This is a genomic window from Rhodopirellula sp. SH410 (assembly GCF_055811895.1).
In genome coordinates this window covers 7,619,363-7,638,435 of sequence record NZ_CM147949.1, presented here as the reverse complement: position 1 = coordinate 7,638,435, position 19,073 = coordinate 7,619,363, and the positions used below count along the sequence as shown (strand labels likewise).

At 59.1% G+C, this 19,073-nt stretch carries 12 protein-coding genes; 4 read left to right on the top strand and 8 right to left on the bottom strand.

What is annotated here, in order from left to right; translation table 11 throughout:
• Nucleotides 1-128 precede the first annotated feature (128 nt).
• Both SH410x_RS27970 and SH410x_RS27965 read right to left on the bottom strand, forming a co-directional pair.
• Nucleotides 129-1,490 (bottom strand): MFS transporter, encoded by a 1,362-nt coding sequence (locus SH410x_RS27970; protein ID WP_473672839.1) that lies wholly within the window; start codon nt 1,488-1,490, stop codon nt 129-131.
• On the bottom strand, nt 1,487-3,730 hold the full coding sequence (locus tag SH410x_RS27965; RefSeq protein WP_473672837.1) for a PQQ-binding-like beta-propeller repeat protein: 2,244 nt from the start codon (nt 3,728-3,730) through the stop codon (nt 1,487-1,489). Before SH410x_RS27965 ends, SH410x_RS27970 begins: the two co-directional genes overlap by 4 nt.
• A 154-nt stretch (nt 3,731-3,884) precedes the next feature.
• Here SH410x_RS27965 and SH410x_RS27960 point away from each other — a divergent pair, with 154 nt between their 5' ends.
• A complete protein-coding gene (locus SH410x_RS27960; RefSeq protein ID WP_473672835.1) occupies nt 3,885-4,364 on the top strand; it encodes a magnetosome magnetite crystal formation protein family in 480 nt (159 codons plus the stop codon).
• A 90-nt stretch (nt 4,365-4,454) separates the two neighbouring features.
• Here SH410x_RS27960 and SH410x_RS27955 read toward each other — a convergent pair whose 3' ends face one another.
• Nucleotides 4,455-5,513 (bottom strand): succinylglutamate desuccinylase/aspartoacylase family protein, encoded by a 1,059-nt coding sequence (locus tag SH410x_RS27955; protein ID WP_473672833.1) that lies wholly within the window; start codon nt 5,511-5,513, stop codon nt 4,455-4,457.
• 483 nt (nt 5,514-5,996) lie between these two features.
• Between SH410x_RS27955 and SH410x_RS27950 the strand changes: the two genes are divergently transcribed.
• A complete protein-coding gene (locus SH410x_RS27950) occupies nt 5,997-9,365 on the top strand; it encodes a type II secretion system protein GspD (RefSeq protein ID WP_473677421.1) in 3,369 nt (1,122 codons plus the stop codon).
• Here the strand turns inward: SH410x_RS27950 and SH410x_RS27945 are convergent.
• The 4 genes from SH410x_RS27945 to SH410x_RS27930 all read right to left on the bottom strand — a co-directional run bounded on the left by SH410x_RS27945 (nt 9,335) and on the right by SH410x_RS27930 (nt 15,732).
• The gene (locus SH410x_RS27945; RefSeq protein WP_473672831.1) at nt 9,335-10,546 is read right to left on the bottom strand and encodes a hypothetical protein; all 1,212 of its coding nucleotides are present in this window, start codon (nt 10,544-10,546) and stop codon (nt 9,335-9,337) included. The genes SH410x_RS27950 and SH410x_RS27945 overlap by 31 nt on opposite strands.
• Nucleotides 10,547-10,548: 2 nt before the next feature.
• On the bottom strand, nt 10,549-11,613 hold the full coding sequence (gene mtnA / locus SH410x_RS27940; protein WP_473672829.1) for an S-methyl-5-thioribose-1-phosphate isomerase: 1,065 nt from the start codon (nt 11,611-11,613) through the stop codon (nt 10,549-10,551).
• The gene (locus tag SH410x_RS27935) at nt 11,613-13,163 is read right to left on the bottom strand and encodes a Gfo/Idh/MocA family protein (protein WP_473672827.1); all 1,551 of its coding nucleotides are present in this window, start codon (nt 13,161-13,163) and stop codon (nt 11,613-11,615) included. Before SH410x_RS27935 ends, mtnA begins: the two co-directional genes overlap by 1 nt.
• Before the next feature lie 436 nt (nt 13,164-13,599).
• The gene (locus SH410x_RS27930; protein WP_473672825.1) at nt 13,600-15,732 is read right to left on the bottom strand and encodes a sodium:solute symporter family protein; all 2,133 of its coding nucleotides are present in this window, start codon (nt 15,730-15,732) and stop codon (nt 13,600-13,602) included.
• A 95-nt stretch (nt 15,733-15,827) separates the two neighbouring features.
• Here SH410x_RS27930 and SH410x_RS27925 point away from each other — a divergent pair, with 95 nt between their 5' ends.
• Nucleotides 15,828-16,598, top strand: coding sequence for a glucosamine-6-phosphate deaminase (locus tag SH410x_RS27925; protein ID WP_473672823.1), 771 nt, complete (start codon nt 15,828-15,830; stop codon nt 16,596-16,598).
• Complete coding sequence (locus tag SH410x_RS27920; RefSeq protein ID WP_473672821.1) at nt 16,595-17,536, top strand: N-acetylglucosamine-6-phosphate deacetylase; 942 nt, start codon at nt 16,595-16,597, stop codon at nt 17,534-17,536. The genes SH410x_RS27925 and SH410x_RS27920 overlap by 4 nt, the downstream gene beginning before the upstream one ends.
• A 39-nt stretch (nt 17,537-17,575) precedes the next feature.
• Here the strand turns inward: SH410x_RS27920 and SH410x_RS27915 are convergent, their stop codons facing one another.
• Complete coding sequence (locus SH410x_RS27915; RefSeq protein WP_473672819.1) at nt 17,576-19,024, bottom strand: DUF1501 domain-containing protein; 1,449 nt, start codon at nt 19,022-19,024, stop codon at nt 17,576-17,578.
• Between the last annotated feature and the right edge of the window lie 49 nt (nt 19,025-19,073).

Sequence of the window (19,073 nt, the reverse complement as noted above, 5' to 3'; positions counted from 1 at the left end):
AGTGCGGTTCAGCATGATTTCACCTTCTCCAAACGCTGTGCTTTCCCGCTGCGCAAGGTTTTCCGGGCCACAGGCCCATCGATTTGACTAGCCAGCCCAACGGGGCCGGGGAATGCTGCGATGTCGCGTTATCCTTCGTCGAGGTCGCCCTCCTCGGGCGGTTCGGGTAACCAAAACGACAGCACACTGCCGACGGCGTAGACGAACAGTGCCACGATGGCGGCGGCCACCGCGGTGCTGCCGGAGGGCAACAGCGTCGTCAAATAGGCTGTCACTGCCGCGAATGAGGTCCCCACCATCCGCCCGCCAATGTTGGCGGCAAAACTCTCGCCGGTGCCGCGTAGGTGCAGTGGAAAGACTCGTGGCAGGTAGTTGCCCCAAAAACTGAACTGTGCCACCGTGAATAACCCAGCCAAGAAAATGCCCCACTTGAGCAGCTCGAGGTTGTCGCGTGCCGGATAGAAAAACACGAGCGGCACGACGAATAGGCCGGGCCACTGGAAGATGCGGAGCAAGCCCCTTCGGCTGACGATCACGAGCGCGAGCGACGCCAGCAAAAAGCGTCCGACCAAGCCGCCCATTTCTTGGTATCCATTGACCGTCGCAGCGATCTTCTGTTCGGTTTGCTTACGCTGCGGGACGGGCATGTCTGACGTGGCCGCTTTCACCTCGGGCAAATTCGGCACGATCGACGGCATCTGCTGCAACGCTCCGAATGCCGCCCCATAACTGCACGCGAACATCAACGTTGTGATGATGGTCGTGCGGCGGAGCTTGGGAGCAAATAGCTCTGCGATACTCGGTCGCTGCAGCGTCCCCTGGGCCTTTTTGTGAGCCCACAGCGGCGACTCGGGTAAGAAGGGGCGAATCAGGATCAATGGGATTGCGGGAATCACGCCCGAGATGACCGTGTACCGCCAGGCCTCATGACCGCCGGCAATTTCCGGGAAACTCGACGCATATTGCAGCGCCAGGTAATTGGCGCCGGTGACCAGCAAGCCCCCGATCGATGAAAAGGCCTGCGTGTAGCCCAGTACCGCGTCACGCTGTTTCGCATCGGGAAACAGTTCGGCCAACCACGCCACGGCGGCGACGAATTCCACGCACACGCCAATGAACGTGGTGCAGCGAAAAAACAGCAACCACTCGACCGAGGTGACAAAACCGCTCGCCATCGCCGAGAATGCATACAAGAGGATGCTGAAGACGAGCACGCGGCGACGGCCCCACAAATCCGTGAGATAGCCGCCCAGTAAGCCGAAGACGCCTCCGACCATCGCGGGCACGAAGAATAAAATGCCACGCCAATACTCGAACTCGGGTGTGCCAGGAACCGCGCCGACCAGTTCGGACAGTGCCGGGCGGAGTATCAGCGGAAGCATCAACAACTCGTAGATGTCAAACGCGAACCCGATAGCGGCAATGACGCATACGGTCCACTTTACCCCAGCGGTGGGTGGTTGGTAATTCGTTTGAGTTGGTGAGTTCATGGATTGGATTTCACACTCACGTTGTCAATCGAGATCTCGGCATTGGTCGAATTGCCATACATGCCGGGGCTGCCCTCGAGATTGGCGGCCTCGTCGGTGGCGGTGATATTCCAGTCATCGGGTTCAGGCTGTTCCCGCTCCCAGACCTTGCCACGGAGCACCGCGACGCCGTTTTCGACGGCGGCTTGGAACTTCAGCGTGTACCACTGACCCGCTTTCCACTGGACCGGCACACTCTTGGCCATGCGGAGTTGGGCGGCCCAGGTGCGGATTTGCAATTGTTGTGACTCGCCCATCAGGTCGAGTGTGTAACGCTGGGCGATCAAGCCGATATCGGGCAGTTTCGCTTCGCCGTCCTGCGCTTTGACGTCTGCGGTGATGGTGTAGTCGTGTAGATCGGTGGGGCCAAACCAAGTTTGACTTCGCGTGCCTTTGGGGATCGTCGAGATTTTGACGATGGCGGGATTCCCGTCGACCACGCGGGCTTCGTGACGATACCGGGCACCGATCCACGTGACCGGCACTTCGCCGGAGCTGAAATCGAATGTCCACGGCAATGCCGGAATGACGCGGAGTTGCGAGACCACGCTGGCATCCTCGAAACTCGCCGTGACGGTGATCTTGCTATGCGGAGCCGCCTTCGCAGCGACGTGCAGCACTCCGTTTTTGTCGACACTGGCGTCACCGGCGACGTCAAATTGAATTTGATCCATGGCGGGAGGGTCGATGCTTCGCCCGCCCGTGGTGAAGCTCGCTACTTCCATCGGCAGTTCGCTGCCGGGAGCCACGATGGCTTCCGCCGGGATCAATTGCAGTTCAGCAATTGGATCGTCGCCGTAGGGTTCTGTTGACGTTGACTGCGTCTTGGGGGCAGCGGCGGGGTTCGCTTCCGCTGTCACCGAGGAGTCACCGATACAGTACAGTCCGCCGGTTGTCGGCAGGTAAATCCGGCCATGGGAAACGATGGGCGAGCCCCCGACATCGTGTCCCTTGGGCAAGCGGGTTTTAAAGATGGTCTCGACGCCGTTTTCGGTGGGCCGCAAGACATGAATGATCCCCGTCGATGTGGCGGCGTAGATCTTTCCATCGGCAGACAACAGGCTGCCACGCATCGCTGTGCCGAGTTTCAGAGGTTTGCCAATGGCTTCGCCCGTGTCGGTATCGAGCACGTGCATTCGCGAGGAGTCTTCGACGACATACAAGCGGTTGCCCACCAGCAAGGGCGAGCTCTTACCGACGGTGAGTTCCTCGGTGCGCCACTTTTCTGCCGATGCTGAATCGAGCGCGGCGTAGGGTGAATCGATACACACGATCGCGCCCATCGCGGTGCCGGTCGGGTTCTCCTCGCCATGGGCGGCATAAACGTTGCCCTGGTCACCCACGGCGACGGTGGTATTGATGCCGCGTCGGGAGATGGTTTCCTTCCACAGGATTTTGCCGGTGCGGGGCTGCATCCCATAAATATTTCCATCGCCCGCACCGGCCACCATCACGCTTTGGCCCGCGATTTCGCGGATAACGGGTGTGCTGTAGGTGGTGTCTTCGGGCAGCGGTCGCGTGCTGGTGATCCAAACCAGGCGGCCATCCAATTTGTCGAAGGCGAGAAAGCGATGGGCGGGTTTGGCGGACTCGTCCCAACCTGTCGTCACGCCACTGATGATGACAAGATTTTCAAACACCACGGGGGTGTTGGTGCGGCCGCCGTACGTGCTCAGCATGCCAAATTCTTCGCTGAGTGATCGGGACCACAGTGTCTTGCCCGTCTTCGCATCGATGCACTGAAGCAGGCAGCACGCACCGAGAGCATATATCCGGTCCGTCTCTGGATCGCCGCAGACATTGGACCAGCCAACGCGTTCGGCGGGCAAATCGGATAGGAAAACGTTATAAACATTCTCCCATAACAGTTCGCCTGTGTCGGCATCCAAGCAAATCACTTTTTCGGCGTCGCGCGGCGTGCCGGGTTGGTCTCGCACGATGGTGAACAAACGGCCGTGCATCACGATCGGTGTCGAGATTCCCGCAGCCCGTTCGCTCTTGAAGATCACGTTGCTGCCCTCGCCACCCTTGGGATCAAAGCGATCGACCAAGCCCGTTTCGAGCGAAATGCGATTCTGCTGGGGGCCATTCCAGGCGGGCCAGTCGAGCGGGTCAAACGACTCGGCAGCGATGGGGTGGGCGGTCAGACTCGCCCAAGAGATCAAACAAACTAAACTCAGAACGTTACGAACTGGCCGCATGTTGGGGTGCACTCATCAATGAGAACGCGGGAGACGCAATGCAGCGTCAATGGTGTGATATTCTGGTGACCGCCGAATCGCCCGAGAAGGGGCTCAATCACAAAATGTGATACAATTTTTCAGAAAGCATCCGCCGAACCATTTAAGAGAACTCATGTCCGTTGCCGAAGAAATCTCACGTTTGAGCCAGCTTCGTGAGCAAGGTGCGTTGACGGAAGAGGAATTTCAAGCCGCCAAGGCGAAGGTGATTGAGGGACCGTCGTCCAGGCCAGCGATGCCCCTGGGGCAATTTCCGATGCCGAGTGCATCGGCGAATCAGATGGCGATGTTTCTGCACTTCTCTCAGTACCTTGGGTTCATCATCCCATTGCTCGGGTTCGCGGCCCCGATTTTGTTATGGCAACTGAAGAAAGATGAGATCCCCGAACTGGATGTGCACGGCCGGATCGTCGCGAATTGGTTGCTTTCGTCGCTGATTTACAGTGTGATCAGTGCGATTCTCTTGATTGTCATGATCGGCATTCTCGGATTCGTTGTGCTCGGCGCGTTGTCGCTGATCTATCCGATCATTGGTGGCATCAAAGCGAACGATGGCGAGCCATGGGATTACCCCGGCAGTATCCGCTTTTTCTAATGGTCACGTAGCCATGTTCGCCAGAGCGTGGTTCTGGCGTTTGGGATGATGATCGTCCGCCGAGCACACTCGCGGCGACACCCTCGTTGGCTATCCCGGTGCTGTCACTTGGATATTGGTGGACAGGTGTTGTTGGGTGATGCGTTGATTCTCATCGGCTTGGGATTGTCGCCTCACCCGCCGTGCGGTCTTGGGGCTGGCGAGCCGACCGAGATGGATCACGGGTTCGCCCGGTTGTACGGCAGGGAGCGTGGTCATGCCGATCACGATGCCATCGAAGGGGGCGATCAAACGGTTTTGGTCTTCCTGCAGTAGGCTACTGTTGGTCGCCAGGGGCTGGTCCGTCACCACGGTTGTGCCTGGGGAGACGTGCATGTCCATGAATCCGCCGCGTTCGGCGCGGACCCATTTCGTCGTCTTCAGTTTGACTTGGTTGTCCGGCACCTCCGGTTCGCCATCGAGCATATCAAGCTCTTTGAGGACATTGACAATGCCGCGGGCCATGCATTCGAGCACGGAGGGTTCGACTTTCCAAACCTCACCGCCTTCGACGACGATCGTGGGGCAGCCAGCGGACGTGGCTTCCCGGCGAAATGATCCTTTGGGACCGCGATTGTCCAGAATCACGCCCGCCCCGAAGGCGGTGGCCAATCGCAGGCACTGGAGGTTACTGAAGTCAGCACGAGCGTTGGGGTAATTCGTACGCCGCACCGCAGCGGTGTGCAGGTCGACGCCGTAATCGCAGCGGGACACAACCGCGTCAAAAATCACACGGGCCATGCGGTTCGCCATGCTGCCGGCGGCATTGCCGGGGAAGCACCGATTCAGGTCCCGGCGGTCCGGTAGGTAACGAGAGTGCCGCTCGAATCCAAGCACGTTCAGGACCGGGATCATGATCACATTGCCACGTGCTGGCCCCCAGTCTGGGTCACTGATCAACGATCGAATGGCACCCGTACCGTTGAGTTCGTCGCCGTGTAAGGCACCGGTAACCATCAGGGTCGGCCCAGGATCGGCGCCACGGAGTACGCGAATGGGGATCGTGATGTTTCGCCCGCTATAGCTCTCGGTGATCTCCAGCTCTGTATTTTGATAGGTACCCGCCGCGACGTCGCGGCCAAACCAAGATTGTGTTTTCCAGTCATTCATCACGTGTTATCAATTGCATCGATGTACCGCGGTAGCTCCCAGAAGTTTCGTGGGGCATTCATTCTACGCGAAATTGGCCGCTCTGATCAGGATAACAACCGGTCGCCGGCCCGAAACGCTGCGTTCGCTGTACAAAAAACGGCCAAAGCCGACTTGACGTCAGCCCCCACGAAATCGTACAGCCAAGTCACTCGGAAGGTTTCCGTATCGACTCGAAATGATTTTGAGGCGATTCGAGAGCTTTCCGAATTATGTCCATGCCTCACGCGAAGAAGGAGTGTCGCGTTGATCCGCTCACATCAGCCATCCAGGCAGAAGAGTTCCCCCCGTATCGCCGCCCCCCAAGTCACGAAGCGCATTGTCGCTAACTTGGCGCGATCGGTTCTCGACCCATCCAACGTGGATCGCCTCGGCGATACTAGTGAGGTCGTTGTGCAACGCGTTACCGCCACATCGCGGAAACTCGTGGCGCGGCGAGCGTTGCTGCCCGGATGTCTGCTCGGTTGCTTGCTCCTGCATGCCTCCCCGTCGAACGCCGAGTTCACGTTGCCCGATTCGGTCGCTGCGTCTGCCGCGAAATCAGGTGCCGACATCGGCTCGTATCTGCAAAAGATCGACGCTTCGCTGGCGGCTAAGGACTACACCGGCGCCGTGCAAGCTTACCGAGCCGCTCACCAAGCGGCCCCGGACAACGCCGAACTGCGTCAGCGATACGACCGCTTGGTCGCACGCGGCATCGACGCGAAGCTGCTGAACATCGCACCAGTGGCTCAATCGCCCTCTTCATTGCAGGCAATCGACGCGGACACCGCGGCCCAATCACTCAATGCCACGGCATTGACTGACAACCCTGCCACGTGGACGCTCGAACGTCGTCAACAGGAAACCCGCCGCTGGACCGCAATGGGCCGGACGGCATTGGATCGTGGCGACATCCGCCAAGCCTATCAATACGCATCGGCGGCACAGAAGCTCGGTGTCGCCCAGAGCGAATTCAAATCCGGTGATGCCCGCCCGTGGCAGTTGTTACTCGACGTCCAGTCCGCTGCTCGTCGCCAAGGCATCGACCTCGCACAGGTGTCCACAAACACTGTCTTGCCCGCCAGCGGTGTGATGCCGATTGGTCAAGCCGGCCAGCAGACGCCGAATTCCATGGTTGCACAGGCCGGGGGTGCATTCACGCCCGGTAGTCCTTCGGGCGTGCAGCAGGTACAAGCCATCGCGCCGGAGAATGCAAGTCCCTCGGAGGGCGAAACTTTATATACCGCCGGCATGCAGTTGCTCTCCGCCGGAAAGCAAAGCGAAGCCCGTGCCCAGTTTGTCAAAGCGTGGGAATACGAAGCCGAGCTGCCGACCGAAACGCGTCGTGCCCTGCAGGACAAGCTGACGCTGCTGCAACCTTCTCGGATGCCCGCGACAGGGAAACCCACCGAGCCGCTGACGCCGATCCAACAAGCGGATCTGGAAGCTGCTCAGCAGGTCAGAAGGCTGTACCGCGAAGTCACCACTGAACTCGCCAAGGCAAACGAAAAACGAGAAACCACACCGCTCGAAGCCATCGATGATCTCGAGCGTCTCGCCCGCAAAGTTGATGGTGCGAACATTGATGAAGCCTCCAAGGCCTCGCTCACCGCGATGGTCGGACGCGCCGTCAGCGAGCAAAATTCCTACGTCGAAGCGAACCGCGCCAAGATCGATCTCGATCTTACCAACGAGCGGATTCGCACTGAGATGGCGACCGAAGACGTTCGTGAAGCACGTGTTGACCAAGAGATCTCGCTGCTCGTCGATAGTTTCAACGATCTGATGGATCAAAAACGCTACGACGAAGCCTTGGTGATCGCCAAACAGGTCGGCGAACTGAAGCCGGATTCGACGATTGCAATGACGATGTTCCACAACAGCCGGCAACAGGTTCGGCTGCAGATGAGCAACGACATCCGGGCTGAGAACGAAGAGGGATTCAATAGCAATATGCTCGCCCTCGATCGAGCAATGATTGCACCTGACCCCGATCGCCCGTTCTCTTTCCAGGATCCGCAGGATTGGGCTGCTCTGTCACGCCGTCGCTTGGCGTCCCGTGACCAACAGACGCAACTGAGCCCACGTGAACAGGAGATCAAACGCAAGCTGGAAACCAGCGTGGAGATGAAGTATCGCAACAGTCCGCTTGGCGAAGTTCTCGACGAATTGTCTGCTGTGACTGGTGTTCCGATCGTGATTGATCAACGTGCCTTGGCCGCGATCCGTATCACTCGAGATACGCCGGTTTCCAAGTCGGTCAACAGTCGTCTGCCACTCAAGAGTGCCCTGAACATTCTGCTGGAAGATCTGGATCTGACCTATGTGCTCAAGAATGATGTGCTCAACGTGACCAGCCGCGAAGCACGACGCACCATGACTTCTCCACGCACCTATCGGGTTGCCGACTTGGTGACGCCGATCCCGAACTTCATCTCGGGGTATGAGGATGGCTTGGCCGGAGCTCTGAAGTCGGCCTATCAAATGACCCGACCTACCACTGACGTTCAAGTCGTTCCCGTCTCAATGGCCAACCTCGGCGGTGGCCTCACAAACAGTACGGGCGGTGAATTTGGCACGAACATGCTCGGCCAGTACAGCCCCATGGGAGGCAACGCCGCCTTCGCCGGTGGCCTCGGTGCGGCCGGTTCGATGCCGACGGGTCGAGGTGGTGGATCAATCGCCAACTTTTCCCAGCTGATGAGCTTGATCCAAACGACGATCGAGCCGGACTCCTGGGAAGCCTTGGGAGGGGTCGGTACGATGGCTCCCTATCCACAAAACCTTTCGCTCGTCATCAGCACGACCAGCGATGTGCACGACCAAATCGTTGACTTGCTCGAATCGCTGCGTCGACTGCAGAACCTGCAAATCACGATCGAGGTCCGGTTCATCACGCTCTCGGATAATTTCTATGAGCAAATCGGAATCGATTTCGACGTGCAGTTTGATGACAACGCACAATCCATTCCGGCCGACGACTCCGGTCCCGCAGTCACGATCGGTATCGGTGCGGGTAACACGCCGACGTCCGACCTGGACATTACTCTCAACCAAGAAACCTTCTCGGGTTCGGTCCCGCCGTTCAATGCACCCAGTGCTGTGTCGTCGATCGGTTTTGCCATCCTGAGCGACATCGAGGCCTACTTCTTCCTGCAGGCCGCGCAGGGTGACAACCGAAGTAATATCATGCAGGCACCTAAGGTGACCTTGTTCGATGGACAGTTCGCGACGATCAATGACACCGTGTCCAGACCGTTCGTGACCAGTATCATTCCAGTCGTCGGTGACTTTGCCGTCGCCCAACAGCCCGTCATCGTCGTCCTCGACGAAGGCACCCGGTTGAATGTCCAGGGCGTTGTGAGCGAAGACAAACGGTTCGTTCGCCTGACGCTTGTGCCCACATTCAGCCAAATTGGCGATGTCAACACGTTCACCTATGAAGGCAGTCGCTCGTCCAAATCGTCAAGCTCTAAGAATGTCGATACCAATGGTGACGGCGTGATCGATGCCAAAGACGAAGAGACCGAAGATACGGTGACTCAAGGCACCACGGTGCAGCAACCGACATTCGCACAGACGTCCGTTAGCACGACCGTTAGCGTGCCTGATGGCGGAACGATTCTGCTTGGCGGGATCAAACGTCAGAGCGAAGGTCGCAACGAACAGGGCATCCCGTTCCTGAGCAAGATCCCCTACGTCAGCCGGCTGTTCCGGAATACTGGGGTCGGTCGGACATCGGCGAGCTTGATGCTAATGGTTACGCCGCGGATCATCATCCAGGAGGAGGAAGAAGTCGCTCAAACCGGCTTCTCCGCCGCTGGCAACTGATCGAGCCGAATGATCGGCCACGTCGCTTGATTGCATGAGCCGACTCGGCGAGCGGAGTTTTCATCGGGAACAAAGATGAGGACTTCGCCCGTGCCGAGCCGGCTCAAATCAATATCGGACCCGCTTCTCCACTCCTGTTCGTTCGTCCAATCGTAGGTTGAGCCAGCGGACTGGAACCGAAAGCGTTGATCAGCAGGCAACGCCTTGCGTAGCTCACGATCGCCATAGACCACCGCCCGCATCCCAATCCGCACCGCCGCACGGCGTTGGATCGCGATCCCAAACGGTTCATAATCCCAGCGATGAAGATGGCTGCGATAGGTGCGAGCGGCAAGCAGTTTCGGCAGCTCGACCGCCGAGAAACACACCACCGACGCCGATTGATCGGACGTCACCGCCCCCGCAATCAAACGCTGGCAACGCGCAATCCGGCACAGTGCGTCGATCGCATCGCGGGCTGCTGCGGCAGGATCAGCCAGTAACAAATCGTCGCGGTACTGCGCCCAGGTTTGTCCCGGCCAGGGGCCGGCTGCCGCTCGCGTGCAGTGAACGAAATAGTTCGACCAATCAATCGCGACATCCGCATCCCGACGGTGATCGACGAGAGCATGGGTGGGACGCCCATCCCAGGGCTGCGTGATCTCGTCGGGGGGCAGGTACCGTCCGACCGCGCCCGCGTCGAGTAGTTCCCACACCGCTTGGCGATCTTTCCGCGTGGGGTCGGGCACCGGCGGAGCAATTGCCACCCGCACGATCCCGGACTGTAGGCCCGCCCGCCTCCGCAGGAGTGCTGTGACTTTCCCTCCACTACGGACATAGGCAGCATCCACACGATCAGCAATCGCAATCACGTCTCGATCCCGCTGTTCGGTCGTTTCCAACCGAACCGTGGGAATCTGAAACACGGCCGCCGCGTGGGTCACCCACGGATCGATCGCGCTCCCCTCGGCAATCAGTAGCGTGGCCTCGTCGCGGCGCGCCTGTTGGAGCGACGCGGCAATCTGCTGCGACAAACTGCGATGGCGATGGGGGTCATGACCCACCCGGCTGCACACGATCGCCACGAGAGGTCGTTCAAGCGATATCGCTGCCTGAAACGATGCGCTCGCCGCTTTCCAATCGATCCCCATCGCTTCGCAGCGACGTCGCCTCGCGGCCAGAACCGGGTTGGCTGGGCACATGGTCAGCCCAAGGCTGAAAAATGTGCCTGGATCGTCGCAGTATTCGGTTTCTCGATCACTCCTCGCTCGGTGATGATTGCAGAGATTAATTCGGCGGGTGTGACATCGAAAGCGGGATTGATCACGTTGGCTTCCCGCGGCACGGTCATCGCACCGCTGAAGTGACGCACTTCGTCTTCGCCCCGCTGTTCAATGGGAATCAGGTCACCCGACGCAAGCTCGAGATCGAATGTGTTTGTTGGCGCGACCACATAGAACGGGAGGGCGTGGTATCGCGCGAGCACTGCCAGAGGATAGGTGCCGATTTTATTGGCAACGTCGCCACAGGCCGCGATCCGATCAGCGCCCACGATCACGGCATCGATCATGCCGCGACGCATCAAACTGCCCGCCATGGAGTCGGTACACACTGTGACGTTCACGCCCGCCTGTGACAGCTCCCACGCCGTCAAACGTGCTCCTTGCAGCAGCGGTCGGGTCTCGTCGGCAAAAACATCGAGCGAGTGACCTTGCTCGTGCAAGTAGTAAATCGGTGCCAGGGCTGTGCCGTACGCCGACGTGGCCAGTGACCCAGCGTTGCAGTGCGTCAAAACGGTTTGGCAATCGCGGAGTAAACCGGCACCGTGCCGCCCCATCTCGCGGCACATCGCCCGATCCTCTTGATGAATTTGAATCGCCTCGGCCGCCAATCGCTGTGGCAGTTCGGAGATCGATCCATCGTCGGATGAATCGACGATGCCTCGCATCCGGTCGAGTGCCCAGAACAAATTCACGGCCGTGGGACGGCTCGTGGCGAGATAGTCGATCGCACTGCGATAGGTTTGCCGCACCTCATCGGCCGTTGACGACGAATCGATCCGTGCCAGCGTCACGCCGTAGGCTGCCGCAATGCCAATCGCCGGGGCACCACGAACAACCAGCCGCACGATCGCATCGTGCAGTTCGGTCAGGTCCGTGCACACCAACCGACCAACCTCGCCGGGTAAGCGAGTTTGGTCGAGCAAATCGACCGCGGCGGGTGTGTCGACTTGGACGCCGCGGTAACGGATCGTTTCGGTGTCCGGCATCAGACGTCCGCGGGTGCCGGCACGGCGAAGTCGTCGCGGTAATCGCGAGTCAGCATCGCATTGGCGGCATCGTTATCGATGTACCGTTCGGTTTCCGGGTCGAATTTCAATACGGGGCCGAGTGACAGTTTGTCAACCGCGACGTCGACTCCGTTGTCCCGAACATGCTGCAGCGTTCGTTCGAGTGTCGCCTTGTCGTCATCGCGAGATTTGAATTCTTCCACTGCGGCGGTGAGTTCCTCCGGAGTGGATTTGTTTGCCTCGCCCAGGTAGTAGGAAATGTTACCGTGGTGTGCCATCGCGGCAGACAGGTGCCCGACGCGTGCGTCGGCATTCAACGTCGATGCGTCCCGAGAGACGACCGCATCAATGAAGTTGCTCACATGCACATCGACCAAATCGCCCTCGGCGCGAGGGTCGTGTTTGAATTCACGAATTTGCTTCATGTCGCGGTCATAGATACGGCACAAGTCATAGCTCGATTGCACGACGTAACCATCGCTGCCGTAGAAGACCACGCCAATTTTGTTGCCTTTCTTAGACTGGAACAAAGCGTTGAGTTCTTGATCGGCCGAGTCATCGACGCTCAGGCCGCGAGTTTCAAAGACGATCGTTTTATCACCGTAATCGTAAATTGCGACCTGGGTGTTGGCGGTGTCTCCCGCATCGACGTAGTCCGGGTTTTTGCGTTCGGCTTGATATCCGAGGCGTCCGCCATAGCTGAGGATGGCATTGGGGTGACGATCCAGGCCCAGCCCCCAACGAGAAATGTCGGTTTGGTGCGGGCCTTGGTTGCCCGAGTCGCCGTTGCCGTATTGTCGTTGCCAGTGCCAGTCGTAGTGGAATCGGGGCCGTGTGACTTTGGGCGTGGTGTACTCAGCCGGACCGCTCCACAGACTGTAGTCCACTGTGGGGGGGACCGGATAATCGCCCAGCTCACCGATCGATTTGCGTCGCTTGTAGCAGAGTCCCCGTGCCAGATTGACGTCTCCAATGCCGCCGTCGGCCATGAATTTGACCCCATCGATGCACGCCTTGCTGCTGCGGCACTGGCTGCCGGTTTGGAACATCCGCTCGTACTTCTTGGCTGCGGCAACGAGTGCGCGGCCTTCGTCGATGTTGTGGCTGACGGGTTTTTCAATGTAGACATCTTTGCCGGCCTGCATGGCCCACACACCGATCATCGCGTGCCAGTGATTGGGCGTCGCTGCGGTGACGATTTGGACGTCGTCGTCGTCCAGGACCTCACGCACGTCGAGGACAACGCGGGGGCGTACACCCTGCTTTTTTTCGACTTGGTCGGCGCGTTGTTCACCGACTTTCGAGTCGACGTCGACGAGCACGCGAATGATCGTGCGCGGGTCGTTATGAAAACCAGCCACGTGCGCCATCCCACGACTATTCACACCGCATACCGCGACGCCAAGCTGTTCGGCTTTGGTATCAGCCGCGGTGGCACGGGAACTGGTGTGAACGCCAGCGACCAACCCAGCGGTAACGCCGGCGGCGGCCGCGGATGAGGAAAATTCGCGTCGGGTAAGACGATTCATGATAGAGGATCTCCGGAAGAGAGGGCGGTGGGATAGGCGGAGGGATGGGAGGAGGGAATCAAGACCACTGTATTATGCACACCGGGACAGCGAATGCCAATGACGTAATCCGACAAACGAGGTCTCTTAGGAACGAGCGGAAAATAAGTGGCCGAACGCTCCGCGGTCGGAATGGTCGACCGCGGAGCGTTCGGCCACCATTTCAGACAGTCATTTGCCGCTCGTTCCTTAGCATACGTTGCTGCGCTGTAGTGGTTCGCGGGCGAGACGCCCGGACCCCTTCCAGCCCGCCAGCGAGACGCCCGCGAACCTAAACGCATGCGCATCAGCTCTGGGATAGAACCCCGAGATTAGCGGTCGAGATTAGCGGTCGAGATTAGCGGTCCAGGCTAGCGCCCAAACGGCTAATTCCATACGAAAACTTCTGGACAGGTGCTTATGTTCCCCCAAGTCCCGCCACCCAGCTGAGCAGGCCGATGATGGCACCGCACGCGGCGCAGGCGAGCAGGAATCCGATGAGGTCCCGGCGGGTGGGCCAGGTGAACTCCCAGTCACTCGTCGGAAAGATTTTACGTGGTGAGGTGGGGGTTTCGTACGCCAGTTCCAGTCGCGCATGGTCGGCAGCGGGATCGGCCAGCACGGGCGTGTTCATCTTGGCAAAATACCGATCGAGCTGCCGCTGCTCATCTCGACGCGTCAGTAGGCTCAGTCCGACAAGCACTAAGAACGGCAGCAGCACCCGGGCGGGCAGTCGCAGCGTTTCCAGGGTTGCCGCGGACACGCCACTGAGGTCGAACCCGAGTCCCGAGTACAAGACAAAGTCGATGTTGAGCGAGCCGCTGCCGGTTTGCTTGCCAACCTGCTGCTGGACGAGTCGGTGAATGTCGCCACGGGTGGAGTCTGAAACCGTTTCGAGCTGCACCGTTTCGGCGGCCGTCATCGGGCCGTTCCAAAAGATCGGAGCGCCGCCGGATGTGTGGACGATCGTAATCGGCTCGCCCACTTTTGCGTTGGGAGGCGGTGGTCCGAGCGAGTCTGGTTTCGACCCCGTTTCGCTGTCTTGAATCGCCATCCACGCCTGGCGTTTGGCGACATCCGATTCCGTCGCCTCGCGGCGGAGCGTCGTCGTGACGACTTGAGTGGTCGCTGCCAGACCAGGGGATTCGTACAAGGAGGGGACTAATCGTGGCAGGGCCTGTGGCAACACGAAAAAGAAGACGAGCGAGAATGCGATCGTACCCCATGCCGCGACGCGATTGGAACGCCGCCAATACATCCCGATCCAGAACGGTGCCGCAAACAGGATCGGTAACTCCATCGCCATCTTGAACTGAGTGAAGACATCCGAAATGAGCAGTGCGACGGTGGACGCGCCTACGATGATCACCAACCCGGTCAGACGCCCGACGAGCACATACTTCCGCTCATCGGCATTGGGATTGATGTACGGCGCGTACACGTTTCGGACCACCAACGCCGACGTCACAATCATGTAGGTGTCTGCGGAACTCATCATCGCCGCGAGCAAACACGCCAGCATCAATCCCACCAGCCCCATGTTTAGCGGGCCCAAAATTTCTCTCGCCGCGACACCCCAGACGCGGTCGGGGTCGGCAGCGATTTCGGGGTTACCGGCCAGCAGGGCGAGCGCGATCAACGCAGTCAACGCCCAACCGATCGTACACAGTCGTTTTAAGAAATTGCCGACCACCAACCCGATCCGAGCCTCGTCCTCCGTCTTCGCCGACCCACCGCCGGTGGCAATGAAGTGTGGCTGGACCACGATGCCGATCAGCGCGAGAACAGAGAGCGAGATAATATAGTGAACTGGAAACTCGCCACTGCTCGGTCCCGAGAACAGCTGGAAATAATCGGCGGACACGCGTTCGTGCATGATCCGAAAACCGTCCATCAAACTATCTTCACCGGCGCCACCGTACTTCGCCGCAATCGCCCATAGGCCATTGGGGATCAACAAAATGGACAGCAAAATAATGAACAAGCCCTGGATCAAATCAGTCCAGTACGCCGCTGTCAAACCTCCCAGGACGCCATACAAAATCACGATAATCGCGATCGCTGGGATTAACGTGTACTTCAGCTCGAAACCAAACAGGCCAACGTCCACACCGATTAACGGTACCGCGAACTTCGCAATCGCTGACAACATCGTGGACAGATAGAACATGTAGAACGCGATGGCGAATGCCGTGTAGGCCGCACCGAGTGCACGCGACTGGTACCTTTCGACAAACCAATCGCCGAGCGTCAGGTGACGCATGCGTCGGTACCAAACCGCCGTGATCCAGTATACGGGTGTCACAAACAACCACATCATGGCCGACCACACGCCACTGAGCCCGCTCGTCCAAGTCGTCCGGCCGACCGTAACCGGTTCGTGGGCACCCGTCCCAGCACCAAAGGCCGCAAAGGTCTGCAACAGTTTCCCGAACCCACGCCCCCCCATGAAGTAGTCTTCTTGGTTATGAACACGTCGCATCGCCCAGATCCCAATCGCGATCATCGTCGCGAAATAAATCGCCAAAACGGCGTAGTCAATTAGCGTCATCTGTCATCCTTCTCGGTGGACCGGTCGTTTTCGTGGCGGGAGTCGACTAGAACTGTAGCAAAACCAACCGATGCTATGCAAAAGCGAGAACACGAATGCGAGTGAACGTCAGTCCTAATCCAGTCATCCTCGGCCAAGATGCCGCCGCCGAAGGGGCCGCCAAGATCCGAGAGGCCATACGTAATCGAGGGGAAGCCACCATTCTGGTCGCCACGGGAGCCTCTCAGTTCGAAACGCTCGCCGCATTGGTGCAAGCACCGGATATCGATTGGTCACGCGTGACGGGGTTTCACCTCGACGAATATCTCGGCTTACCCAGTTCGCATGGAGCGTCATTCCGCAAATATTTAAAGGAGCGGTTCGTTGATTTGGTCCCCATCGGTGAGTTTCATTACGTCAACGGTGACAACGATGCGGCGACCGAGTGTGAACGACTCGGTGCGCTGATCGGTGATCGCCAGGTTGATGTGGCCTTCATCGGGATCGGCGAAAACGCCCACCTCGCATTCAACGATCCCCCGGCAGATTTTGAAATCAAACAGTCCTATCTGATCGTTGATCTCGACGAAGCCTGCCGTCGCCAACAGCACGGTGAGGGGTGGTTTGATGAACTGTCCGATGTGCCGCGCCAAGCCATCAGCATGTCGGTTTCCCAAATCATGAAGTCGAAGCACATTGTGTGTAGCGTTCCCGATGCCCGCAAAGCGGCTGCGGTCCGGGATACGTTGACCGGTCCCGTCACGCCCACAATACCGGCTTCGATTCTGCAGACACACGGTTCGGCGACGCTCTACCTCGATCCACCCGCAGCGAGTTTGATCGATCCGAATGAGTTTGCTCAAACCGATGTGAAAGGGCTGTCATGAGTGTGGCAGTTGAGGACAACGCAACAGCGGTGGGTTACGTCGACTTGCAAGTCAATGGCTACGGCGGCGTTGACTTCAACGGCGATGATTTGTCTGCCGAATCGCTGCATGCGGTTTGTGAGCGGTTGGCCGCCGATGGTGTGGCGAGTATTCTCGCCACGGTCATCACTGCGGACCTCGACGCGATGTCGCGACGGCTGAGCGAGATTGCCACGCTGAGAAGTCAAGATGCATTGGTGGCACGAATGATTGCAGGTGTTCACATTGAGGGGCCCTTCATCAATGAACAGGCCGGCTACGTGGGGGCTCATCCCCGTGATGCGGTGCGGCCCGCCGATGTCGAATCGATGCAGCGACTTTTGGACGCCGCCGAGGGACTGACTCGGATCGTCACCCTGGCCCCCGAACGCGACCCTGGGTTCCAGGTCACACGCATGCTCGCTGGGCAAGGCATCTGTGTTTCGGGCGGTCACTGTGACCCATCCCTCGATCAACTCGACGCCGCGATCGATGCGGGGCTCTCCATGTTCACGCACTTGGGCAACGGCTGTCCCCTGTTAATGCACCGCCACGACAACATTATCCAACGCGTCCTCAGCCGATCGAGCAGCCTGTGGATCGGACTGATCGCCGACGGTGTGCACGTCCCCTGGCCTGCCCTTGGCAACTACCTTCGCAGCGCTGGTGGCGACCGCTGTTTCATCGTGACCGATGCAATCAGTGCGGCGGGATTGGGCCCGGGCCGATACCACTTGGGCCAGCGTGAAGTGATCGTGGACAGTGACGGCGCCACATGGGCAGCCGACCGCTCGCACCTGGTCGGGTCCTCAGGCACCATGCCTCAGGTAGCCGCCAATTTGAAACGCCATCTCAACATGGCTGATGACGAGGTTACCCGTTTGACGGTAACAAACCCGCGGCGAATTTTGGACGCTTGAGATCTCTCGGGTGCCGATGCTGCGAGAGGAAATCGCTTCCTAGCTCAGTAAGTCTTTCACGACCTCGCCGTGAACATCGGTCAACCGATAGTCGCGGCCTTGGAAGCGATAGGTTAAACGTTCGTGATTGAGCCCGAGTTGGTGCAAAATCGTTGCCTGTAAATCATGGACATGCATTGGCTTTTCCGCTACCGAGAAGCCTAGTTCGTCCGATGCACCGTACTCATAGCCTGCCTTCACGCCGCCGCCGGCCATCCAGATCGTGAACGCGTCGGGATAGTGGTCGCGGCCGAGCACGTTGCTCCCCGCGGTGCGGCCTTCGCGAAACGGGGTTCTACCAAACTCGCCCGCCCACACGATCAGGGTGTCGTCGAGCAGGCCGCGCTGTTTCAAATCACGAATCAAGGCAGCGATGGGCTTGTCCATCGTCGCGCACTTGCGCGTCAGGCCATCGGTGATGCCTTCGTTTGGATTGGTGCCGTGAAAGTCCCAGCCCCAATCGAATAGCTGCACGAACCGGACGCCCGATTCCACCAATCGCCGGGCCAGCAAACAATTATTGGCGAGGCTCGATCCGCCGGGGGTCGCTCCGTAGTCGTCGAGCGTCTGTTGGGACTCCTGCGAGATGTCCATCACCTCGGGCACGGCCGCCTGCATGCGAAAGGCCAGTTCATATTGCGCGATGCGAGTCAGGGTTTCCGGATGCCCCATCTCCGCGGCTTGCATTTGGTTGAGATCCCGCAATGCATCGAGGCTCTTACGCCGCAGGTCGCGATGGATGCCGGGAGGGTCGGACGAGTAGAGCACTGGATCGCCTTTGGATCGGCATTGCACGCCCTGGTACACCGATGGCAGGAATCCGCTGCCGAAGGAATTGCTGCCGCCATTGGGCTGCACACCGCTGGAGATCAACGCGACGAACCCCGGTAGATTCTCGTTTTCGCTACCCAGCCCATACGTCACCCACGATCCCATCGACGGGCGTCCTGAGCGTGGTGACCCCGTCAGCAAAAACAGCTCTGCGGGAGCGTGATTGAACTGGTCGGTGTACATCGAATGGACGACGCACATCTCATCGGCTACGTCGTGAAAGTGCGGAATCGCATCAGACATCCACATGCCGGCCTCGCCGACTTGCGACCATGTCCGCGGCGACCCCATCAGTTTCGGCACACCGGAGGTAAACGCAAATTCGCGTCCCGCGAGGAACGCGTCGGGCACGTCTTGGCCATCGCGGGCAAGTAACTCCGGTTTGTGATCGAACATGTCCAGGTTGGGAGGTGATCCAGTCATATGCAGATAGATCACCCGTTTCGCCTTTGCGGGGAAATGCGTGGGCTGCACGGCGAGCGGATCGTCACCGGCGCGGGCCGCAGCGGTCTCGCCAGCGAGCAAGCTCGATAACGCGATCCCGCCCAAGCCCGCGGTGGATTGCTGCAGGAAATGGCGGCGGGTGCGTAGGTGAAGTTGTTCGAGTCGAGGGTCCATGTTCGCTTCCCTAAAAGAGGTGGGTTCGTGTCGTTTTTCGCTCCGCGAA